Source organism: Microvirga calopogonii, from assembly GCF_003347665.1.
GTDB lineage: Bacteria > Pseudomonadota > Alphaproteobacteria > Rhizobiales > Beijerinckiaceae > Microvirga > Microvirga calopogonii.
This window is the reverse complement of sequence record NZ_QDGA01000035.1, coordinates 1-21,765: the sequence shown is the minus strand read 5'-3', so window position 1 is coordinate 21,765 and position 21,765 is coordinate 1. Positions and strand designations below refer to the sequence as shown.

At 65.4% G+C, this 21,765-nt stretch carries 13 protein-coding genes; 8 read left to right on the top strand and 5 right to left on the bottom strand.

Features of this window, described 5'->3' with window-relative positions:
- Positions 1–14: 14 nt before the first annotated feature.
- Genes DDF70_RS36780 through DDF70_RS21365 form a run of 4 tightly spaced genes read right to left on the bottom strand, consistent with a single transcriptional unit; the run spans position 15 to position 11,147 of the window.
- A complete protein-coding gene (locus DDF70_RS36780) occupies positions 15–815 on the bottom strand; it encodes a chorismate mutase family protein (protein WP_162820557.1) in 801 nt (266 codons plus the stop codon).
- A complete protein-coding gene (locus DDF70_RS21375) occupies positions 793–7,149 on the bottom strand; it encodes a non-ribosomal peptide synthetase (RefSeq protein WP_114946851.1) in 6,357 nt (2,118 codons plus the stop codon). Before DDF70_RS21375 ends, DDF70_RS36780 begins: the two co-directional genes overlap by 23 nt.
- Positions 7,146–10,193 (bottom strand): non-ribosomal peptide synthetase, encoded by a 3,048-nt coding sequence (locus DDF70_RS21370; protein ID WP_114946850.1) that lies wholly within the window; start codon positions 10,191–10,193, stop codon positions 7,146–7,148. Before DDF70_RS21370 ends, DDF70_RS21375 begins: the two co-directional genes overlap by 4 nt.
- A gap of 3 nt (positions 10,194–10,196) precedes the next feature.
- A complete protein-coding gene (locus tag DDF70_RS21365; RefSeq protein ID WP_162820556.1) occupies positions 10,197–11,147 on the bottom strand; it encodes a TauD/TfdA family dioxygenase in 951 nt (316 codons plus the stop codon).
- Between the two features lie 463 nt (positions 11,148–11,610).
- Here DDF70_RS21365 and DDF70_RS21360 point away from each other — a divergent pair, with 463 nt between their 5' ends.
- From DDF70_RS21360 to DDF70_RS21325, 8 genes are all read left to right on the top strand, one after another.
- Positions 11,611–12,690 (top strand): phytanoyl-CoA dioxygenase family protein, encoded by a 1,080-nt coding sequence (locus DDF70_RS21360; protein ID WP_114946848.1) that lies wholly within the window; start codon positions 11,611–11,613, stop codon positions 12,688–12,690.
- Between the two features lie 12 nt (positions 12,691–12,702).
- The gene (locus tag DDF70_RS21355; protein ID WP_114946847.1) at positions 12,703–13,524 is read left to right on the top strand and encodes an arylamine N-acetyltransferase family protein; all 822 of its coding nucleotides are present in this window, start codon (positions 12,703–12,705) and stop codon (positions 13,522–13,524) included.
- 10 nt (positions 13,525–13,534) lie between these two features.
- Positions 13,535–14,599: a Gfo/Idh/MocA family protein gene (locus DDF70_RS21350; protein ID WP_114946846.1), complete on the top strand. Its 1,065-nt coding sequence runs from the start codon at positions 13,535–13,537 to the stop codon at positions 14,597–14,599.
- Entirely contained in the window at positions 14,599–15,762 is a 1,164-nt protein-coding gene (locus DDF70_RS21345) for a Gfo/Idh/MocA family protein (RefSeq protein WP_114946845.1), read from the top strand. The genes DDF70_RS21350 and DDF70_RS21345 overlap by 1 nt, the downstream gene beginning before the upstream one ends.
- Positions 15,763–15,803: 41 nt before the next feature.
- Positions 15,804–16,847, top strand: a complete 1,044-nt coding sequence (locus DDF70_RS21340; RefSeq protein WP_114946844.1) for a hypothetical protein — start codon at positions 15,804–15,806, stop codon at positions 16,845–16,847.
- A 368-nt stretch (positions 16,848–17,215) separates the two neighbouring features.
- Complete coding sequence (locus tag DDF70_RS21335; RefSeq protein WP_114946843.1) at positions 17,216–17,896, top strand: VOC family protein; 681 nt, start codon at positions 17,216–17,218, stop codon at positions 17,894–17,896.
- 15 nt (positions 17,897–17,911) lie between these two features.
- The gene (locus DDF70_RS21330) at positions 17,912–19,228 is read left to right on the top strand and encodes a phenylacetate--CoA ligase family protein (protein ID WP_114946842.1); all 1,317 of its coding nucleotides are present in this window, start codon (positions 17,912–17,914) and stop codon (positions 19,226–19,228) included.
- On the top strand, positions 19,225–20,517 hold the full coding sequence (locus DDF70_RS21325) for a hypothetical protein (protein ID WP_114946841.1): 1,293 nt from the start codon (positions 19,225–19,227) through the stop codon (positions 20,515–20,517). Before DDF70_RS21330 ends, DDF70_RS21325 begins: the two co-directional genes overlap by 4 nt.
- Here the strand turns inward: DDF70_RS21325 and DDF70_RS21320 are convergent.
- Positions 20,509–21,171 carry a histidine phosphatase family protein gene (locus DDF70_RS21320; protein WP_114946840.1) on the bottom strand — a complete coding sequence of 221 codons (663 nt, stop codon included), beginning with the start codon at positions 21,169–21,171 and terminating at the stop codon, positions 20,509–20,511. The two genes, DDF70_RS21325 and DDF70_RS21320, sit on opposite strands and share 9 nt — an antisense overlap.
- Positions 21,172–21,765 lie beyond the last annotated feature (594 nt).

Below are 21,765 nucleotides of genomic sequence, written 5' to 3'. Positions count from 1 at the left end.
GCCGGTACCTCTTTCTAAAAGACTTCGTCGCGCTCCATCGCGGAAAATAGCTTACGCATGTTCTCCGTGTCGAAGCCGGTGTTGGCGGAGCGGGTGACAAACTCGATCTGCATCCCGGTGTTCGGATCGCGTCGACTGAAGGACTGATCAAGTCCTGGACCGTGAATGATGTCCGTTAAGAGGTCTGCGCCGCGTGCCTTCACATCTTCCAGCACCTCATCCTGGTTCTCCACCTCGATCGCGAGATGTTGGACACCCGGTCCGTAGGCGGCGATGTAGCGGCTGACGTTCGACTGCGGAGACGTGCCCTCGCACAGGACAAAGGTTACTCCTCCTGCTCGCATCGTCGCGGTATTCATCCCGCTCACGTCTCCCTCAATGGTGCGGCGCTCGACGAGATAAAAGCCGTATTGGTCGCGGAACATCGCGATCGCTGCCCCAAGATCGCGGACCGCGATTGCAACGTGGTCGATGCACGATGCATTGCACGCGAGAGCGCTCACGCCTGGAGACTCACCGCCGCCGTCAACAATGGCTTGTTCGAGGCGACATGCCTCGTCGATGACAAGGCCGTATATGCGCTGCAGGAAATCCGCATCGATCCCGCCCCCGGCGGCGAACGCAGCTGCGCGCGCCCTGACGACCGCGACGCGCCCCGGCTGAATCACAGAAAGGCCATGGGACCGCTTGTGCTCGGCGATTTCGGCACACACCGCGAAGCGTTCGCGTAGCGCTTCCATTAGCGCGTCGTCACACGCGTCCAGCCGGGCGCGGAGCCGCTCAAGCTCGGGATCAGAGGTAGCCGGCGTTCTCATTCGTTCCTCCATCCAAGGTAGGTGCGAGATTGTCTCGAGAATGTGTGAGGTGCGGCTCCGCGTCCGGGACCGGTTCGCACGCGCGGACGGTAAGGCGGTCCTCGACGAGGTTTGCCTGTTCGAGGAGTGTTGCGCGGTCGAAAATGTCGGCGATATCAAGCTCAATCCCAAAGCGTGCACTTATTGCCGAGCAAAGGCGGATGGCACGCATTGAATGGCCGCCAAGAGCGAAGAAGTCGTCGTAGCGGCTGACGCGCTCCGCGCCGAGGCACGTCTGCCAAAGGTCTGCAAGCGCGCGCTCGACCGGAGTCTCCGGGGCCGCGTCGCCGAATCGGGGCAAAGGGCGCGGCAGGGCGGCCGTGTCAAGCTTCCCGTTCGGCGAGCGCGGCCATGTGTCGACAATGCAGTAGTCGGACGGCACAGCCGCCGATGGAAGCCGGGCAAACAAAGCCTCGCGCAACCGTCGCTGGAGTCGATCCGGCGAGATCCCTCCGTGGCAGTTCGAGTCAAGCTCGACGTAGGCGGTAAGCCGAGTCTCGCCGCTAACGTCCCGAGCGCCGACGACGGCAGCCCGGAGGACGCCGGGCTGTTCACGCAACGCGATCTCGGCTTCCATTGGGTGCACGCGAATGCCGCGGATTTTGACCTGTCGGTCGGCACGACCGGTGCATACGAGCGTTCCGTCGTGCTCGACGCGAGCAAGGTCGCCGGTGAGGTAGAGTCGCGCACCCGGCATGCCAATCGCATCCGGCACGAAGCGTTCCGCGGTGAGGACGGGATCATCGAGATAGCCGGTCCCGACGGCGGCTCCTCCAATAGCCAGCTCGCCCTCGACCCCGGGTTCCGCAGCATTGCCGAGCGCGTCGAGCACGACAACATGGACGCCGTCAATCGGCCGCCCGATGGGGACCGACGGACCCACCTCAGTCCCGGTGACGCGATGCCACGTCACGTCCGCGGCCACTTCGGTCGAGCCGTAAAGGTTGACGATCCGAACGCCAGGGATCCGGCTGAGCAGCTCGCGTGCGAGGCTCACCGGGAAGGGTTCACCGCTGACGCTCCATCGCCGCAGACGTGGAAGCGAGGCCGCGAGGTCAATCGGCAGTCGGAGAACCTCGGACAGCATCGATGGCGTCAGCGTCACGCGCGTTGCGCCGCCCGACCCGAGCGCGGATACCAGGCGCGCGGGATCGGTACCGTTATCGTCAACTATCATGGTTGGGAAGCCTCGCAGGAGGGTCGCCCACATCTCACAGAACGAATCCACGAAGCCAATCGGCGTGCGCATGGAGCCAACTTCGCCCGGCTCGAACGGGTCGGTTCGCCACTGCCACGCGAGCCGGCTCATGACGGCTCGATGCGGGACAATGGCAGCACGCGGCACGCCCGTCGAGCCTGATGTAAAGATGACGTAGGCCGGGGCCTCCGGGTCATATGCCACGGGTTCCGGCGCTTCGACAGCCGGATGGTCTCCGTCGTCGGCGCAGATCAGCGGTCGACCTGGAAGGCGCCCGACCGTCGCCCGCGTGGCAAGAACGACGGAGCATCCCGCGAGCCCGTAAAGCTCGGCCAGCCGCTGATCGGGGTGGGCGGGATCGAGCGGCACGTATGCGCCGCCGACGGAAAGAATCGCCAGCGCCGACGCGACGAGATGGGGTGAGCGCTCCATGCAGACCGCGACGCGCCGGCCTCTGCCTACCCCGACGGCGCGAAGACGGCCGGCCAGTGCATCGACGAGCGTTCGAAGGTCCGCATACGTCCAGTCGCCGGTGTCCGAGAGGATGGCAGGCGCCATGGGTGTCTCCGCCGCCTGCCGGGCGAAGGCGAGATGGAGGCAATCCGCGGCGGCGGGTCGGGGGGCCATCGGCGGCACCGCGCGCGGCCACCATGCGCATGCCCCGTCGGGACGCGCCGCAAGATCCGACAGCGTCTCGCGGTAGCACCGTGCTACGTCGGAACGTGCCTGGTCGTCCACTTCGCGCCCGAATTCCAGCGCGAGCCGGATCGTGTTCTCGGCCACGTCGCGGCGAAATTGCGCGGTGAGCGGAAAGTAGGTCTGATCGAATCCGCGCACGTCGACGACCTGAATCGCGGAGCCGTCGCCGAAGCGGCGGTACGGGTAAAAATCGGTGAAGTTGAAGACAGCATCACTGGCGAAGTCTGTGCCGGCGTCCTCCAGCATCTGCGCGAACGGATAGGCGCGGAACGCCAGCGCTTCCGCCTCGGCCGCGTGCATGTCCTCAATCAGGCGCCGCCACGTGTGTCGGGCGAGTGCGGCACGAATGGGAACGGCATTGAGGAATAGCCCAATCGCATTGCCGCCGGCCTCGGTTTCAGGCCGGGCGTTCGCCATCAACGCCGTGGCGACCTCAGCTTGCCCGGTGAGGGCGGCGAGCGTCCTCACGTGGGCTGCGAGGAGGACCGACTTCACGGACACGCTGAGTTCGTCCGCGACCGCGAGAAGCTGATGCGATAGTCCAGGCGGGAGCTCCACCTCGTGGCGGACGGGCGCACGCGATGGCTTCGCCGCGAGGCAGGGCAGCCGGGTGGCGGGCAGCGCCTCCATGCGCGCGCGCCAGAACACGCGCGCGTCTGCCGAACGCAATAGCCGCATTTCGTTCTGCAGGAACGTCGTCTGCACGTCGCTGTCGGGCTGCGATGAAGCCACCGCACGCCCGTCGATCAAGGCGCCGTATGCGGTGACGAGTTGCGTCAGCAGCAGGGTCGCGCTCCACCCGTCGAGGAACGGCTCCACCAGCGTCAGCGACCACGCCTCGTCGCTAAGGCGATGCACCATAAGGCGCCATAAGGGCGGCGTCGACCAGTCGAACCGGCGGGCGCGCTCCTCGCTGAACCAGCGCGCGAGACGGCGCTCCTGCGCGGAGGGATCGAGCTGACGCCAGTCGGTGACGACTAGGGACGGTTCTACGTGGGGGTGGACTCGCTGTGCGACCGCAGCGTCGGCCTCGAACACAATGGCGCTGCGCAGCGAGGGATGTTGCGCCATTACAAAGGCGGTTGCCCGGCGCAGCGCGGACTCGCAAAACGGACCTGTTAGCCGGATGGCGGTAAGGTATGCACGGTAGTCAGTTCGGCTCACCGATGCCGCCACGAGCTGCGCGAGAAGTCGCGACAACGGCAGCGTTTCACTGCCGGTCTCCCCCGAGTACGCCGCCGCGACCGGCTGGCGTCCGTTTGCGCGCTTGCACTGGCTTGCGTGCGCTGCGAGCGAGCGAATCGTAGAGTGGCGGAACACATCTGCTACCGTGACGTCGAGCCCCCGGCTGCGAAGCTCGGCGACGAGCCCTATGCTGCGGATCGAGTCGCCACCCGCGGTAAAGAACGATCGGTCGATGTCGTTGTCGGCGGTGCCGAGGACAGCGCGCCATGCCTGCGCGACGAGGCATTCGTCTGGAGTGCTCGGCCGCGCGCGGTCGCATTGCGCGTTGTCTAGCGCGTACGATCTAACCTCGCGCAGTCCGCGGCGGTCAAGCTTGCCGTTTGGTAGAAGCGGGATCGCGTCGACGAGGACAAACTCCGACGGGATCATCGGCAAGGGGATGCGCTGGGCGAGCGTCGATCGGAGCGCGTCCGGCGTCAGCTCAGGGAGGCGGACCGCCACGACGGCGACGAGGCGGGCACCGTGAGCGCTGTCATCGAGCCGAACGGCAGCCTGCGCGATGCCGTCGATCCCGAGGAGCGCCGCCTCGATCTCTCCGGGCTCCACGCGACAGCCGTTGATCTTGATCTGGTCGTCGCTCCGGCCGACGAACTCGATCAGTCCGTCGGCGCGCACGCGCGCGAGGTCACCCGTCCGGTAGAGGCGTGCGCCGGGGGGGCCAAACGGGTCTGCCACGAAACACTCAGCAGTCAGCGCGGGCCGGCCGACGTACCCTCGGGCGACCTGCACGCCGCCGATCCAAATTTCGCCGACGACGCCGGTGGGAACCGGCTCCATCCACTGGTCGAGGACGTGGATCTGCGTGTTGTCGATCGGCCGTCCGATCGGAACGGATGCGCTGTCTCTGGTCTCGCGAACGTCGAAGGCGGTCACGTCAATCGCTGCCTCAGTAGGTCCATAGAGGTTCGCGATGTCTGCGCGACAGCCGCGCACCAGATGGTCGGCGAGGTTCGTCGGCAGCGGTTCGCCACTCGTCACGATCAGCCGGACCCCCGCCAGGCTCGCAAGGTTGCCGTTTTCTAGGAACGCGTGGAGCATCGACGGCACGAAATGCACGATACGGATCTCTTCGCGAACTATGAGTGCCGCGAGAGCGTCGGCGTCCCGGTGTATCCCGGGCGGTGCCATCACCAGTTGGCCCCCAAAAGCGAGCGGCCAGAATAGCTCCCAGACCGACACGTCAAACCCGACGGGCGTCTTCTGGAGGACGGTCTCGCCGGGTGCGAGAGCATAGGCGCGCTGCATCCAGGCGAGACGGTTGAGGATGGCACCGTGTGAGATTCCGACGGGCTTGGGACGGCCGGTCGAGCCCGAGGTATAAAGAATGTAGGCGAGGTGGTCCGGGCCGGGGGAGGCAATGTCGGGCTCTTCGAAGCCGGCCGCGCTTGGTGACTCTGCGATCTCATCGAGCTCGACGAGCCGCCGTGCGGTACCAAGCTGGCGCGCGACCTCGCTCGCCGCGAGCACGAGGTCTGGGCGCGCATCATCGATCAGCGCCTGCAGGCGCTTGGAGGGATCCTCAGGGTCAAGGGGAAGGAACGCGCCGCCGCTGCGGAGGACCCCAAGCAGCCCGGCGACGAGGTCGAAGCCTCGCGGCGCGCAGACCGCGACAATACTGTCTGGACCGACGCCAAGACGCCGTAGCGCCGCCGCGATGCTGGCGCTACGGCGCGCGAGCGCTCCGTAGCTGTGATCGCGGCCGTCGGCCCGGACGGCGCAACGGCTTGCCGCGGCCCGGGACGCCCCTTCGATGGCATCCTGGAGCGTCCGCCACGGTGGCTCGGGCGCCGAAGATCCTTTCGCGCGCGCGAGGATCGCGGCTCTCTCGGGCGGTGGCATAAGCGGCAGCAGCGCAACCCGCTCGTCAGGCGCAGCGACGAACGCTGCCAGGAAATGGCTGTAGTGTGCTGCCATCCTAGCGGCCGTCTCGGCGTTGAAAATATCCGCGTTGCATTTCAGCGCGACGCAAAGACTTTCGTCGCCGGTCCGCTGACGCAGGCTGAGTTCGAGGTCGAATCGTGCGGTCGCGGTGTCGAATAGGAGCGGTTCGGCCTCGATGGCTTCGGAGAACCGCAGCTCGGGCCGTTGGTAGCCGTGGTAGTCAATGAGACACTGAAATACCGGATGGCGATCGAGACGACCGGAATCCTCGACTAGGCAGTCGAGCCGCAGGCGATCATGCTTGTGTGCGCCGACGAGATCGGTGTGGACGCGCGACAAGAGCGTGCGTGCGGTCGGATCGTCGGTGGTGTCGGCGCGCTGCACGAGGAGGTTGGCGAAGAGGCCGACTACGTCCTCACTGTTCTGAGCTCGGCGGCCGTCGACCGCGAATCCGACGACGGTTTCGGCCTGCCCTGAGTAGCGCGCGATCCAGGCATGGAACGCGGCGCTGTAGACGGTGAACGGAGTCGTGCGCGCCGCGCGGGCTAGGCGGCCCACCTCCGCCACCAGCGTTCCCGTGAGGGCCGAATGAGCGGTGACCCCCACGAAGCTCTGCAGCGCGGGTCGGCCACGATCGCCAGGGATCGTGAGCGTGTCAGGCGCGCCGGCGAGCCGGTCCCGCCAGTAGTCGAGGTCGCGCCTTGCGATCAACTCCGACTCGGGTGACCACTCGGCGCGCGAAAGGTCGAGAAACGTCGCCGCGGGCGGCGGGAGCCTCCTGCCTTCTCCGCTCGCTGCGTTCTCGTAGGCGCGGCCGAGATCGCGCGCGAGGATGCGGAGGGATATGCCATCACACACGAGGTGATGGATTGGCCATAGGAGGAGATGGTCACCGGTGTCGAGGCGGACGAGGCGCGTCCTAAACGGAGGAGCGCGAGCGAGGTCAAACGTCCGCCGTACCTCTGCCTCCGCAACCTCGCGCATGCGCGCCTCGCGCTCGCTCGCCGGCGTGCCACTCAGGTCAGTCAGCGGGAGATCGACGCGCTCGGGCTCGGTGACCCACTGCCTCGGCCCGTCCGGCCCAGCCGTTATGCGGGCCGACAGCATCGGGTGCCGCGCGAGAACCGCATCCAACGCCTGGCGCAGCCGGCGCGGGTCGAGTTCCCCGCGCAAACGGAGGCCGAATGGGATGACGTAGACCGCCATCTCGCCTGCAAGCTGATCGGCGATCCATACGCGACGCTGCGTCGGCGAAAGAGTGACCTCGTTCATGGCCGTCGATCCCTTGCATCTAGCTCGGCAGCGACCCGCGCTGCGAGTTCGCCGACTGTCGGAGCCTCGTACAGGACGTGAAACGGCAGATCGACCTGGAACTCTCGGGAAACCCTCGCCAACAGGTCAATCCCGAGGAGTGACTGGCCGCCAAGTGCGAAGAAGTTGTCGTCGCGGTCGACCGTCCGGCAACGAAGGACAGTCGACCAGAGGGCAGCCATGCGATCGTCGATCGCCGCGCTCGCATTGGTTGGGTGCGGAGCCACCGGAACCGCCTTCATGCCAGAGAGCGCGCCTCGATCAACCTTTCCGTTTGGCGTCGACGGGAGCGTGTCGTGAAACTGGATGCGGGTCGGAACGAGGTAGGGCGGAAGGCTTCTTTCGATGTGGGCGACGATTTCGGCGCGCGTCAGTCTCCGGCCGCGCTTCGGTACGATGTGGGCCGCGAGCTCGGCCTCCCCCCGATCGTCGCGTGTGATGACGATCGCCTGCTCGACGGCGTGGTGGCTAACGATCTCCCGCTCGATCTGCGCGAGCTCCACACGAAAGCCACGAATCTTTACTCTGTCGTCGGCTCGCCCCCACAGGACGAGCCCGTCCGGTCCAGCTTCGCTGCCGATATCGCCGGTTCGGAAGGCCGCTGCCTGCCCTGCAATGCCGATCGGGACGAAGCGATCGGCGTCGCGCCCGCAGTCACCGAGATAGCCGTGAGCGACGGTCGGCCCCACCACGACGAGTTCGCCGCGTTGGCACGGAAGCGCACGGCAACCGGCATCGTCAACGACGACGATCGCACTTCCTGGCACCGGCTCACCGATCGGGACAGGATCCTGCACCAGCGCGTCGGAATCGAAGCGGTGGCAAGCGACGATACCGGCTGTCTCCGTCTGGCCGTACATGTTGACGAGTGTCGCCTGCCGCGGAAGCGCCGCGAGGAGGCGGCGTGCGAGATCTGCGGGCAGCGGCTCGCTCGCCGATAGCGCGAGGCGCAACTGACACCAGCCGCCGTCCTTTGATGCCTCCGCCACTTCGAGGACCCGCCGCCAGTAAGAAGGAATCAGGTCGAGAACGCTGACTCGGTGCGCGCTCGCCTTCCGGAGGAGGAGAAGCGGATCGAGAATCTCATCCCGCGATGCGACGACCAAGGTTGCGCCGGTGCAGAGCGGCAGCAGAAACTGTCGGATCGATGACGAGAACCCCGCAGGGGCTGTCTGCAGGACTCCGTCGTCGCATGACAGGCGCAGGACACCGTCGAGAGCACCGAGGTAGGCCGCGAGATTGCCGCGGCCGACGACCACCCCCTTTTGCGTGCCGCTGCTGCCGGACGTGAACATGATGTATGCCGATCGGTCGTCGGACACATTGCTAGCAGGAGTGCTGTCTGTCTGCCGCTCAATCTCCCCACCATCCTGACGGAGGTCAAGGACGGGAACGCCGCCGCGAAAACTCGGGATGCCGTCATTGCTGTCCAGGATTGCGATATCAGGCTCAACAAGGCGGAGGATGGAGGCGGCCCGCTCGAGAGGCTGATTCGGGTCGAGCGGGACGAAAGTCGCGCCGGCTTTAAGACATGCCAGCATGGCGCACGCCATTGCAGGGCCACGCTCGAGCGCGACGACGACGCGGCTAGCCCCGGGGCGGCCTACCCGCGCACGCAGGACGTGCGCGAGACGGTTCGACCTCGAGTTTAGCGCGGCGTAGCTGAGGCTGTGGACCCCGTCGGTGACGGCGACGCGCTGGGCGAAACGTTCCCCATTGCGCTCGATCGTCCGCCACGGCGGGATCGGCGCCAGCGCTGTCGTTGCGGCCGCGGCGGCGAGCGCCTGCGTGTTGACCGGCGCGTTGACAGCGGCAGCCATAGGGTCGCTGTCAGGGCGGTCGGTCAGGACGGTAAGGAGCGTCGTGAAGGCGGTGAGGAGGCGCGACGCAGCGTCGGCGGAAACGAGGCCAGCGTCGTAGTCAAGGGCGACGCGGAACGTCGATCCCGAACCGTGCACGTCAAGCGCGAGCCGGAACGGCTCGCTGACGACGAACCGTTCCGCAAGGGCGAATCCCTGCTCCGCGGCGCGATCCGCGTCCTCGGCGGCGAACAGGTAGGCGGCACCGACGTGTCCTGCGAGATCGTCCCACGAAACGCCCCCAGCCTGCGCATCTTCCATCGTCCGGCCGAGCGCCGCGACCTCATCGCGGAACGAAGCGCCGGAATTTCCGCCGAGGACGTGCGGCAGGTAAGCGTCGTAGGGACCGGCGGCCCCGCGGAGGGCAAGGATCGTCCGTCCGGAGTGAAGCAGTCCGAGCAGCAGGCGTGGCGAACCCTCGATGCGCCGAAGCAGCGAAACCCATGTCGCGAGGAACACCGCCGACGGCCGGCTGCCGGTCTCAGCGCAGTATGCGCGCAAGACGACTGCTCGCCTCGGATCGAGACAGGTCGCGACGCGGCTCGGCCTGAACCGAGCAAGGGCGGCCGGTCTCGGTGGGCAGAAGGCCGCGATTGCTGTGTCGAGTTCGGCCGCAAGGGCACGCCGAGCCGCAGAAGTTGCCGCGAGCGACTCCTCGGACCAAGCCGCGTAGTCCGCATATTGGCAGGGCAGGCCGTCGGAAGGAGTTGTCCACAAGGACGCGGTGGGCCGATCTGCGATCGCCGCGGCGACGAGATCGAGCGTCGTCCCGTCCGCGACGAGCGACGGCAGGACAACCTGGATGCAGCTGCCCGCGCCGTGCGGAGCGATCCGGATGCCGAACGGCAACCGTATGAGATCGGCGATCGAAAGCGGCGTCGCGAGCGTCTCGATCTGCCACGGCGCTGTTGGGAGGATGCGCTGCATCGCGGCGACCAATCCCGGTGAGGTGACGATCTCGGTCCTTAGGATCTCGTGCCGCGCCGCGAGCGCCGCCCATCTCCGCTCCACCTCAAGGATGGGGATTGGCTCTTCAGTGATGAACGACAATAACGCCCTGAATGTCTCAGGCGCGCCGAACGACTGGATCCGTCGCTGCTGGCGGGAGAGCATGTAACCAGCGTTCTGCGCCTCGTTGACCGTCATGCATCAAGGGTCCGCCCGCCCGTTTTCCACCCGTCCGGGCGAGTAGAGGTCGCCGAGCGTCACCGCTATCAGGCGAGGTCCCCGATAGGGTGTCCTCGCATGGGCAACGAGCATGTTGTCGAGCACGAGGAGGTCGCCGCGCTCCCACGCGAAGCCGACTGCCTCCGCTGCATAGGCGGCGTTGATCTCGTCGATCGACGCGTCGGCAATGGCGCTCCCGTCGGCGAAGTAGGTCTGCTGCGGGAGATCCTCTTCGGGATAGTTCCTGCGGATCGCCGCGGCCGTGTCGTCGGGCAGCGAACGAAGGTGGAAGAAGTGCGCCTGATTGAACCAGACGGTCTCTCCAGTCCGCGGATGCGCTGCGATGGCATGTCGGTCCTGCCACGTTCGCAGGCGCCCGCCGTCGACCCACGCGTACCCGACCACGGACCGCTGGCAGATCGCCTCAACCTCCGCGACGTCCTCGGTCTGATAGGTCTCGCGCCACGACAGACCGACACCCCGATGATAGTTGCGCACGTAGCGGACTCCCCGTTCGAGGAAGGCAGCGCGCGTCGCGGCCGGGATTCGCGCGAAGACGCGACGGGAATCGGCGAGCGGCGTCCAACCGCCTTCGTCAGCCGGACGGAGGCAGCCGAAAAAGAGCCGCATCGGCCATTCGCGTGCGAAGGACATCTCGTTGTGGAAGAGGATAGACTGGTCCGCAGGAAAATGGGTCGAGGTCAGGACATCGCCGGCTAGCACGGTGCGGGGAGATCGTCGTTCGGCGTAGGCACAAAGGCTGCCGCACATCCGTTCGCTGATCTCCTGCAGGCGTTCGGGAGTATTGACCTCGAAGCCGCGAAATAGGATCGCGCCAAACACATCGAGCTCGTGGCTGAGGCGGGCGCTGTTCGCCGAGGCCCAGGCGGCCAGATCTACGCCCGCGAAGGACGGAACCGCTAACCGTGGCAAGTCGTGACCATCCTGTAGGAGCCCGAATGTCACGCTCTCACCGCCGACGGCGCGTCTGGTGCGCAAGAGCATCGCACCGCTCGCTTAAGGAAAATTCTTGTATAAGTGAGGTGTTAGATTAACGATGACGACAAGGTTCCTGCGGTCGAGAGTTCGCATCGAAACGTCCTCCTGTTTACGCAATTGCCGAAGACAGCTGTGAATTTCGGGACTTAGACTTGTTCAGTCGAGCGATTTTTACTGTTGACCGTATTTAGTCAAATAGGATAATATTTTCGAAGTTAATTTCCGTCAATAGTCCACAACGGATTATAAGATTAGGGCGCGGCAGAAAACGTGTCCAACGGCGTATTTAGTGCAACGAGAAGCTGCCGAAGTCGCCCTACGCTAGAAGCCGGCCGAGGGCACGCGTCCGACGACCTCGTCGGTATATGCATAGAGGTTGAAAACGTGATCGAGAGGCATGCGAGCTCAGCGCGATGTTCGCCTGTTCTGGGCTGCCGTCCGCGCGTGCGACATGGATGAGCAAATGGACAGGTGCGCAAACCTCACGCCGCCGGTTCCGCCGCTCCGGGCGATCTCCGCAGCGGAGATCGCCCGCTTCAACGCGGACGGCGTCGTCTGTCTGCGCGGCCTGTTCCAAGTGCGGTGGGTTGAGGCGCTCGCCCGTTTCGTCGAGCAGATCGCCCGCGATCCGGCCCAGCTGCGAGGTGCGGCCGTTCCCCCGACCACTTTTCTCGGTGACAGCTTTCTCTGGAAGACGTTCGACGAGTGCCGCGACTTTGCCTACGGATCGCCCGCGGCGCACATCGCGCAGCAGCTCCTCGGCTCGCAGCGCATTAATCTTCTCTTTGATCAACTTTTCGTCAAGCCGGCTGGATGCGCCGTCGCGACGCCATGGCACCACGACCACACGTTCTGGCCGCTATCCGGGACGCAGATCATGACAATCTGGATGGCGCTCGGCGACATTAAAAGCGACAACAGTGCGCTCGAATTCGTGCGCGGCTCGCACCGATGGGGTAAGCGGTACAAGGCCGTCCGTCCGGACCGTCTCGCCTATCTTCTAGAATCGGCGCTCGACGACCCGCCAGACGTCGAAGCGCGGCGCAGCGACTACGACATAGTGAGCTGGGACATGGAGCCGGGCGACGTGCTCGCCTTCGATGCCTTCGTCCTGCACGGATCGCCAGCCAACCACTCGATCGTGTCGCGGCACGCGTTCGCGACCCGCTGGGCCGGCGACGACGTGCGCTTCGCACCGGGTCCTGCGACGATGCCGCTGAACTGGCGTCACGGGCTGCGGCCGGGGTCACCCCTCGGCGGGCCGCTGTTTCCGCAGATCCTGCCCCGCCCGCTCGCGCACGAGCTTGGATCACGAGCCTACGGGCCCGAGCCGCGCGACCCCGAGCTGCTGGCGGCGACGCGACGTCTCTACCAGGAGGCCGAGTTGCGCCAACGTAAAGGAAGTGACGCGAAACAAGCGCCAGTCGGCGCCGACGGCTCTCGATTCCGTGGCGAGGCGCCGGCAAGTGACGAATAAGGGGGCCAGCTCGTGCCAGATCGGTTCGACCTCGATGCATATTTCCGCAGGATCGGGTTCGCGGGGCCGGCGCGGGCTGACGCCGCTACCCTGAATGCGCTCCACCGTCTGCACGTCCGCGCAATCCCGTTCGAGAACATCGATGCCCTGATGGGCCTTCCGGTGACGCTGGACCAGTCAGCGCTGCAGGAGAAGCTCGTGCGCGGTCGGCGTGGCGGGTACTGCTTCGAGCAGAACACCCTCTTCGCCGCCGCGCTCCGCACGGTAGGATTTGCTGTGAGCGGCCTCGCGGCTTGCGTGAGGCGGGCCGGATCGCCCGATCGTCCGCTTAGGCGGCTCAGCCATATGTTGCTGCGGGTGGACCTCTCGGACGGTCCGTGGGTCGCAGACGTCGGCTTTGGATCGAACCTCCTCGACGCGCCTCTGCGGTTCGCGTGCGGCGTCGAGCAGGAGACTCCGGCCGGACGCTACGTCCTTCGCGAGCACCTCGGCGCCGTCGGGATCCTCACGCGGACTCCGTCGAACTGGAGGTGGCTGTACGCGTTCGATCTCAACACTTGCCACTCCTCTGACTACGAGCGCGCGAACGCGTTTACCGCCACCGCTCCGCACATGTGGTCGACGACCTCGCTTCTCATCGAGCGGCTGACCGAAGACGCGCGCTACATCTTGTCGGGGACGCAACTTGTGGTGCAGAGTCGAGGTGGCGGAGTCACCAAACAGCGGATCGCCGGAGCTGGCGAGTTGGGCGCGGTACTTAATGGGGTCTTCGGCCTCGCCGTGCCGGTCCCAGTCGACCGGATATACCGCAAGATCGCTGTGCGGCCGACATGAGGAGCGCGGCGTGACGGACACACGAATCCGCGTCGCGGTGGTTGGGGTCGGCGGCTGGGGACCGGTGCATGCCCGCGCCTTCTCTAACCGCAGCGATGCGGAGCTGTGCGCGGTCGTTGATTGTGACCCTGGAACGGCGGACGCGAGGGGCAGGGAGTTCCGCGTCCCGTGCTACCTCGATATCGACGAGATGCTGCGCACGGAGCGGCCCGATCTTGTCAGCCTCGCCGTCACGAACACGCGACAGGTCGAGCCGACGCTGGCGCTTATCCGGGCCGGAGTTCCGCTCCTCGTCGAGAAGCCTCTCGCGTTCGCGCTCGCGGATGCGGACATGCTGCTTGCCGAAGCCGCCGAGCGGCGCTTGTTCTTTGCGATCAACTTCAACTACCGCTATGCCCGCCCTGTACGGCTTGCCTACGAGGCGATCCAGCAGGGAAGGATCGGCGAGCCCATTTTCGCCGCCTGGCGCTTTGAAGGCTCTAAATCCCCGACCGATCATCCGCACGCGAACCTCATCGAGACGCAGTGTCACGGCTTCGATATGCTCGAACACTGTTGCGGGCCGATCGAGTCGCTGATGGCGGAGATGACGGACGTGACGCAGGGCGGCTTCACAACTCTCGTCGTGTCGTTGAAGTTCGCGAGCGGCGCGGTGGGCTGCATTATCGGTTCCTACGATAGCTCATACGAGTACGCCAACACGCAGGTTCTCGAGGTGAACGGCACGACGGGACGCGTCATCGTCGAGGATACCGTCCGCCGTTTTACTTTTCAGGAGAAGGGCTCCGAGATGCGGCAGGTCTGGGAAACAGGCTACTTCAACGACTCGGACCGGACCATCCGCAAGTTGATCGACGTCCATCTCGACGAACTCCTCGCGGCATTCCGTGCTGGGCGCGAGCCACCGGTCCACGCCCGCGCCGGCCGCAGAGCGCTCGCGCTTGCTGAAGCCGCCATCGCATCCTGTCGGACCGGTCGACGCGTTCTGGTCGATCGCGCCGATGGGCCAATTATGCCTGTCGGTCTGCAGGGCCGCCCGCCCTCGCATGGGACGATCGTGGAAGCGAGGCTCTGATGCGCGATCCGCTAGGACGGCGCAGGCTCCGGCTCGGCATGGTGGGGGGCGGGCAGGGAGCGCTCATCGGTGCCATTCATCGCCTCGCCTGCAGGATGGACGGGCACTACGAACTCGTCGCGGGATGTTTCGCGAGCACGCCCGAGCGATCGAGATCGTCGGCGGACGCGATTGGCGTGAGTGCCGAGCGGGCCTACGGTTCGTTCGCCGAAATGGCTGAACAGGAACGGTGCCGCCACGACGGGATCGATGTCGTTGTCATCGTCACTTCGAACGACCTCCACTTCCCCGTGGCAAAGGCCTTCGTTGAGGCCGGCATCCACGTCCTCTGCGATAAGCCAATGACGATGAGCGTCGCCGAAGCGCGAGAGCTTGCCGCGCAGGTCGAGCGGTCCGGCGTAGTGTTCGTTCTCACGCATAACTACACGTCATATCCGATGGTCCGCGCCGCGAGGGCTCTCGTCGCTGACGGCCGCCTCGGAGTGCTCCGGGTAGTGCAGGCGGAATATCCACAGGACTGGCTCTCGACCCCGCTTGAGAGTGCCGGCCAGAAGCAGGCGCTGTGGCGCACGGACCCCGCTCGCTCCGGACCCGGTGGCGCCGTCGCGGACATCGGCACGCACGCGATGAACCTCGCGACGTTTGTCACCGGGCTGAGGCTTGAGGCCGTTGCCGCTGACGTTCACACCTTCGTCGACGGCCGGCGGCTTGATGATAATGTGCATGTCCTCCTCCGGTTCGGGTCAGGCGTCAGGGGTATGCTTTGGGCGAGCCAGGTCGCGCCCGGCACCACCAACGGCATCCGGCTGCGCGTATTCGGCGATGCGGCCGGACTCGAGTGGGCGCAGGAGAACGCGGACCGACTCTACCTGAACCCGCTAGGGCAAGCCCGGCAGATCCTCGAAAGGGGGCGCGCGTCGGGACCGGCCGCCGACCGCCTTTCACGGGTCCCGCCCGGCTGCCCCGAGGGCTTCGTCGAAGGGTTCGCTAACCTTTACGACGACGCCGCAGAACTAATTTGGGCAAAGATCGAGGGCCGCGCCCCCGATTCCGACGCCGCGCTGCTGCCGACGGTGCAAGATGGTCTTGAGGGCATGAAATTCGTTGAGGCGGTCATCGCGTCTGGCCGCAACGGCAGCTATTGGACGGGATTAGACCGGTGACGATGCGGCGGAGCAGCCTCCGACGTAAAGCAGATCATCGAATGCCGGCAATCCACGTCAACTCGACCGCGCCGTTCAGGGCAGACGAACCGTACGCACTGTCGCCGCTGGAGGCGCTGACCAGCGTCGCGGCCGCCCTGTCCTGGAGGCACACGGGAGGCGAGATCGTCCTCCATACCGACCCCCGCGGCCTCCGCTTCTACGAGGACAGCGGACTATGCGACGCCTATAGCGAAATCGACGTTTCCATCCTAGATGGGCGCCGCAAGGATCTCGGGCCATACCTAGCCGCGGCGCCGTGCCTAGGCAGAATGCTCGTTCTCGGCGCGATGGAACGGCCATTCGTCGCTCTCGACCTAGATTTCGTGCTCTTTGACGACGGCAGATTTCCTTATTCGGCAACGGATCTCTGCTGTTTCCATTGGGAGCTGCCGGCTTCGCCATGGTATCCAGAGGCGAGTGAGTTGTTCGTTCCGGCGGGCTTCGCGCTTCCAGACGGGCTCGATTACCTGTCGCTGGTGCCGAACATCGCCTTTCTCTATGTCGGCGACATAGCCTTTTTCCGTGCCTACGCCGCCATGGCTGCCGACTATGTAATGCGCGCGGTCGATCAGCAGACCGGCGTTGCTGCCAACAAGATCGCGATCTTCGCCGACCAGCGCCTGCTCGGCATGCTGGCACAGCGCAGCGCGCTAACGTTCGATACGCTGCGCAACGACATTTGGACCTGCGGCCCGGTCGGCGAGCGGTGGGAGGTGCTGGACTACGAGGGCGGCATTAGGCCGGCCTCGGATTTCCGAGATCTCGTGGCGCCCTTCTGGGTGCTCGACCGGCACCGGTTCGATCCCCGCAAGGAGGCTGTCGACTGCGTGCACCTGTGGTTCGAGAAGCCCCGTTTTTCGGAGGGCGGCCGGCATGCATCGCGCCGCACGCGTCTCATCGAGCGCCTAGTGGATCGCGTCAAGAAGGATTTCGGAAGCTTGCCCGTCGCAGGCAAGCTCTTCGACATTTTAGAAAGTTCCGGCTTCGGGATCAGCGCCCCACGGCAGTCCGTCAGGGGATCGACCCGGGGCCCTGCTGCATGACCGACTTCCAGGTCCCAGTATGCCTCGGAGCATTTGCGACCGGCCGCGGGAGGCAAGGGTAGTCCGATCTAGTCTGCAATCGCCCAATATCTCCCGCTCGCGTTGCGCGTTGGCCCTCCTCCTTTACAGATGGATCGCGCCAGTACTGTCCATGCCGGGCATGACAGCTAAATATTGATCAGGTGCTTCTAGAAAAGTCTGGATGTCACGGATATGAAATGAGAATGATCGCACGAACCGTGGTTCGGCGATTACTCTCCGGCATCAATCTATGTGATCAGTGTACGTTTGGTTAGAGTATAGACAAGACGTTTAAATCTGTCATCATGTGAGGTGTCCTTGCAGATAAAACTCTGAGGAGGTACGCAATGTATCAGGCAGAACGTGGCCTTGAAATTGGGTACGTGAACATCTGGGTCGAAGACGTTCCCCGCTCAGTGAAATTCTACGAAAGTATCGGCCTCCACAAGCGCTTCCACGTCGACACGGCGGATGGTGGGTTCGCCGAGTTCGGCACTGTCCTAGGAGGTGTCGGGTCGGATGCCGGGTCGGTCCGGCTGTGCATCTCCGGGATGAAGGAAGCCGAGCGGCTGTTCGGCAAGGCTAAGAAAAGGGGGGCGATCAACTACACGCAACTCGTCCTCGTCCACAACGACGTCGAGAGCGTCTATCGCGCAGCCGTCGAGGCCGGTGGCTCGGGGATCAACGATCCGGCGCCCGGCCCGTGCTGGGGATCCACTATCGCTCGGTTTTCGGATCCGGACGGGAACATGGTTTCGTTGATATCACGTATGAGCCCGCAACAGGTCGCTCTGCGTCTCTACGAGCTTGCAGGCCCAGTCGCGCTCGACGCGATCAAGGATCCGGAGAACGCCGACAAGCTTTCGCTCGACGCCTTGCCGCGCGGCAAGGGGGCGACTTTCCAGCCGGATGTCGAGTTCACGAAATACCTCGCAGGTTTCTCCGACGAGGAGCTTGCCAAGGTCTTCGCTGCCAGTGGGTTCTCGGGAATGGAGAGTGCCATCTTCGAGCGGATCCGCATCGTGTAGGTCGGGTTGCAAAGGATGCGGGATCGATGCGCCTTCCAGGAGGAGCTGCTTCCGCGCACCATCGCCGAGGCGCTGCAAATTCCCTTCTACCAGCGCCACTGGCGCGGCAGGAACGCGGCGATGGTCGCCTCTCTCGGTGATCTACCGTCCCTGCCGCTCCTCTCCAAAGATGAGCTGTCGGAAGCCGACGATCTGCTGCGCGACGGCGAGCGCGCCGTCACGCTGATCCACAGCACCGGGACGACTGGACGGCCGCTCGTCCGCTTCCGGGGGGAGGCCGAGCTCGCCGCCGTCCGTGCCGTAGCGCACCGTCTCGCGGAGGTGAGGGAGGCCGAGCCCGACGTCGTGTTCACGACGCTCGGCGCGAGCATTCACGGTGGCGGCGTCCCGACGCCGTCGCGTGCACACGTAGTTGTGATCGCGTGCTCGTCAAAGTGGCTCATCGACCATGCCGTCACGCTGATCCGGCGGAGCCCCATCATACCCAGCCTCGACGACGCCTCGATCGAGCTTCACGGTAGGCCTCGCCACCTTGCGATCCTCGCGACGGAGCTCGCGCGGTTCCCCATCTCGGAGCGGGTGCACGTCCGGGCTGTCACCTCGGTCGGGTACGGCATCAGCCGTTCGCTGAGGCGCTTCCTGCAGAGGACGTTCCCGAACGCGGCCGTTCGCGATACCTTCAGCCTATCCGAGATCGTCGCCGGCGCAGAGCGGTGTGCCAGCTGCGGCGGCTATCACATGGCGGCGCCCGTCGTGGCCGAGATTGTTGCGCTCGACGGCGAGGGACCTGCACCCGATGCGACGGGACGTCTCGTTCTAACCGAGCTCTTTCCGTTCTCCCAGCTGCAACCGCTAATCCGCTACGTGACAGGCGACATCGTACGCGCCGTCGCTAGGGAGTGCGAAGAGGGCGGTGGGTTCGACTTCGTCGGCCGGGCCGCCGTCACACCGGTCGCCGTTCTCGGCGGTCGCCCGTCGGTCGTGCTGTCGCCGTGGACTCTAGGTGAGATCCTCGAGGAGATGCCGGGTGCGGCGCGAAGCCCGCTCGGCAACGCACTGACGCCGCCGTACGACGTGTTGCCAATGGGACCGCCCTACCTCGATGCGCGTCTCGTCGAGGCTGAGGGCGGGCAGCGTCTCGTCCTCAGGGTCGGAGTCTCGTTCGCGCCGCAGCTCCACCCCGAGGCGGCGATGGCATTCGAGCGGGATCTCGTCACGCGGCTCGTCGAGGAGGACGTCCACTTCCGCCGTGCGCAGGCGATGGGCCTTCCTTGCGAACTCCGCCTTTGCCAGTCGGACGCCTTTCCTCCTCCAAGCAGTCTCGGAAAATGACGCTCGAGATCGAGGTTACACATCGCTACGCGGAGGTCCGGATCGACGCGGCTTCGATTGAGGCTATCCTCGAGCGCGTGAGCTGGCGGACGGTGCCGACCTTCGCGCGGCCCGGGCGTAGCGCTTGGTACGTGTTGCCCCGTCCCGCCGCCTACCCGGGCAGGCCCGGCGTCGAGTACCGCGCCGCCAAGCTGAAGGGCGTCGGCGCCTGGAACCCGCCCGATGATCCGCGGTCGGAAGTCCAGTGGAGCGAACACGCGGCGTCACCCCGGCCGCCATCGACGGCCGAGTACACATCGACTGCGCTCCTGCGCCACGTGGGTGTGTCGCGGGACGGCGAGTTCGCGGAGGTGACGAGCTCGCCCGCACCTTATGGCGGGATCCTGCACGAACGTGCCCTCCTCGAGTTTGACAACGCGACGTCGCTGCTCGAGCACGTCGTCCCGAGCATCGCTCCGCTTCTCGTCGTCCGCTATCCGGAGTTAAATTTCCGCGACCGGCCGATGGGCGCGGTCGTCAGCTTGTCACCCGAGGAGCAACCGTTCCGTGCGCATGTTGACGACGTCGGCGCCCCCGGATCCACGAAGCGAGAGTTCATCGAGGAGGTTTACCGCGCCCTTGAGGTGGCGGGAGATCCGGAGATTCCGATCGTGCAGTGGCGCGCAGTGGCGGCGGTCGCGCGGCGTGCGGGAGCGCTGCTGCGTGCGTTTGCCGAAGCTGGACACTACCGCTACTCGATGCAGCTCGAGAACTTCCAGTTCGACCGCGTACGGTCCGAACTGATCCTCACTGACCTCGACTCGTCGCAGAAGCTCGACGAACTGCCGGCGGAGCTGCAGGGTCTCGAGCTCTTACGCGACCTATCTGCGGGGCTCCACAAGCTTGCGTGGCGCCTGCACTACTTCGGGACGCTCGATCCGTGGTCGATCGAGCGGCTCCAGCGAACCGATCCCTTCGTTGAATTCCTGCGCGGTTACTTCGCCGAGTTCAACTCGCTCGATCTGACGCCAGTGGTGGCCCCGCTCTGGCGGCTGATGGTGCCGCACCTCTTCCAGCGGAGGCGCCTGATGGCGGTCATGGCGGGATGGGAACGCGAGCGCATCCGCAGCTACGAGGTCGACCCGCCGCTGTTCTGCTCGCTCGCGATGGTCCTGACGTTCCCCCTCCTCGACGCGACACCTAGCCTCGCCCGCCGGTGTGCCGGGCTCGACCGGTCGATACTTGCGCAAAAGATCCAGCGCTTCCTCGGGCCGCAGTCCTCGGACTATCTCGCCTTCCTCTTACGGTGACCCGTCGCCTCCTCCGCCGATCTGCACGCCATAAGACATGAGCCGGCCGGAGCAGATGGCTCCATTGCGCGCGTCGATCTCGAGCTCGGTGACGGATGCGGTCCCCGGCGGCTTCAGTCGCCGGTAATCGTTCGGCCACAGACCGAGGAATGCCGCGGCGAGGAAACGAATTGGTCCAGCATGGCTGACGACAACCATCGTGCCGGCGCGCCCTGCGCACGGGCCACTCACCAAAGCGGCGAGTGCGCCGGTGACCCGCTTCAGCGTTTCGGCGCGGGTCTCGCCACCGCCCCTGCGGATGTCCTCGCCGGAAAGCCAAGCACGCAGCGTGCCGGGATCGTCCCGCGCAATCTCCGCCATCGTCCGGCCGGACCAACTGCCGACGTCGACCTCACGCCAAGCGGGGTCAAGGTGGACGGATGCGTGCGCAAGACGGTATTGCAGGATGGAAGCGGTTTCGGAGGCTCGAGGCAGATCGCTGCTCACAATGGTCGCTACTTGGCGACGAGCGGAGAGCGCGTCGGCCAGCGCCGTCACCTGTCCGATTCCCGCGGCGCTCAGCCCCGGCCCCGCGTGCCCCTGAAGCAGTCCCGCGACGTTCCATTCCGTTTCGCCGTGCCGGACGAAAGCAACCCGGACAGGGCTGTCCGTCATCGATGGCCTCGCCGCTGCACGAATTCCGAAAGTGGCCGCCGGCGACGAAGCGGCGGAGATGCGAGCGCGGAGGGTAGCCCGCAGCGATGAGGAGAGGACCGCGGCGCGTCAACCGGAAACTGGTGAGAGGTTCGGGGAACCACAATCTCTAGCTTTTTGACCGGCTTCGAAGGTTTGCCGGAATTGCCCAGAAACCTGCTCCGTTCGAGAATTCCTTGTGGGAAAGGAGAGACCCGGGCCTCCGAGGTGCAGACCATGATGCCCAAGCTTTTCCAGCCGTATCAGCCTACTTCTAAATGTTAATTCCCCTCTGTGCCAACGTCAATAGAGGATCGGCTGAGGGTAGAACAACATCCAGTTTTCGTGTCTTCGCTTTCGATTCTGGAGTGGACCCCTGGTGGTGGACGGATTGGACGAGGGCGCTTGACTGGTTCTCTGGGTGTAGAACAGCATCGGGTTTTGATGCCAATCCGCATCTTTCAATGGTCGCGTCCGTCAATGAGTGTAAATTCGGGTGCGGTTTGAGGTGGCCATTGGTCAGCTCGCCTGTGGGGTGATTGTTAGGGCCTGCGGGTTGATCATCGGTGTTGCGAG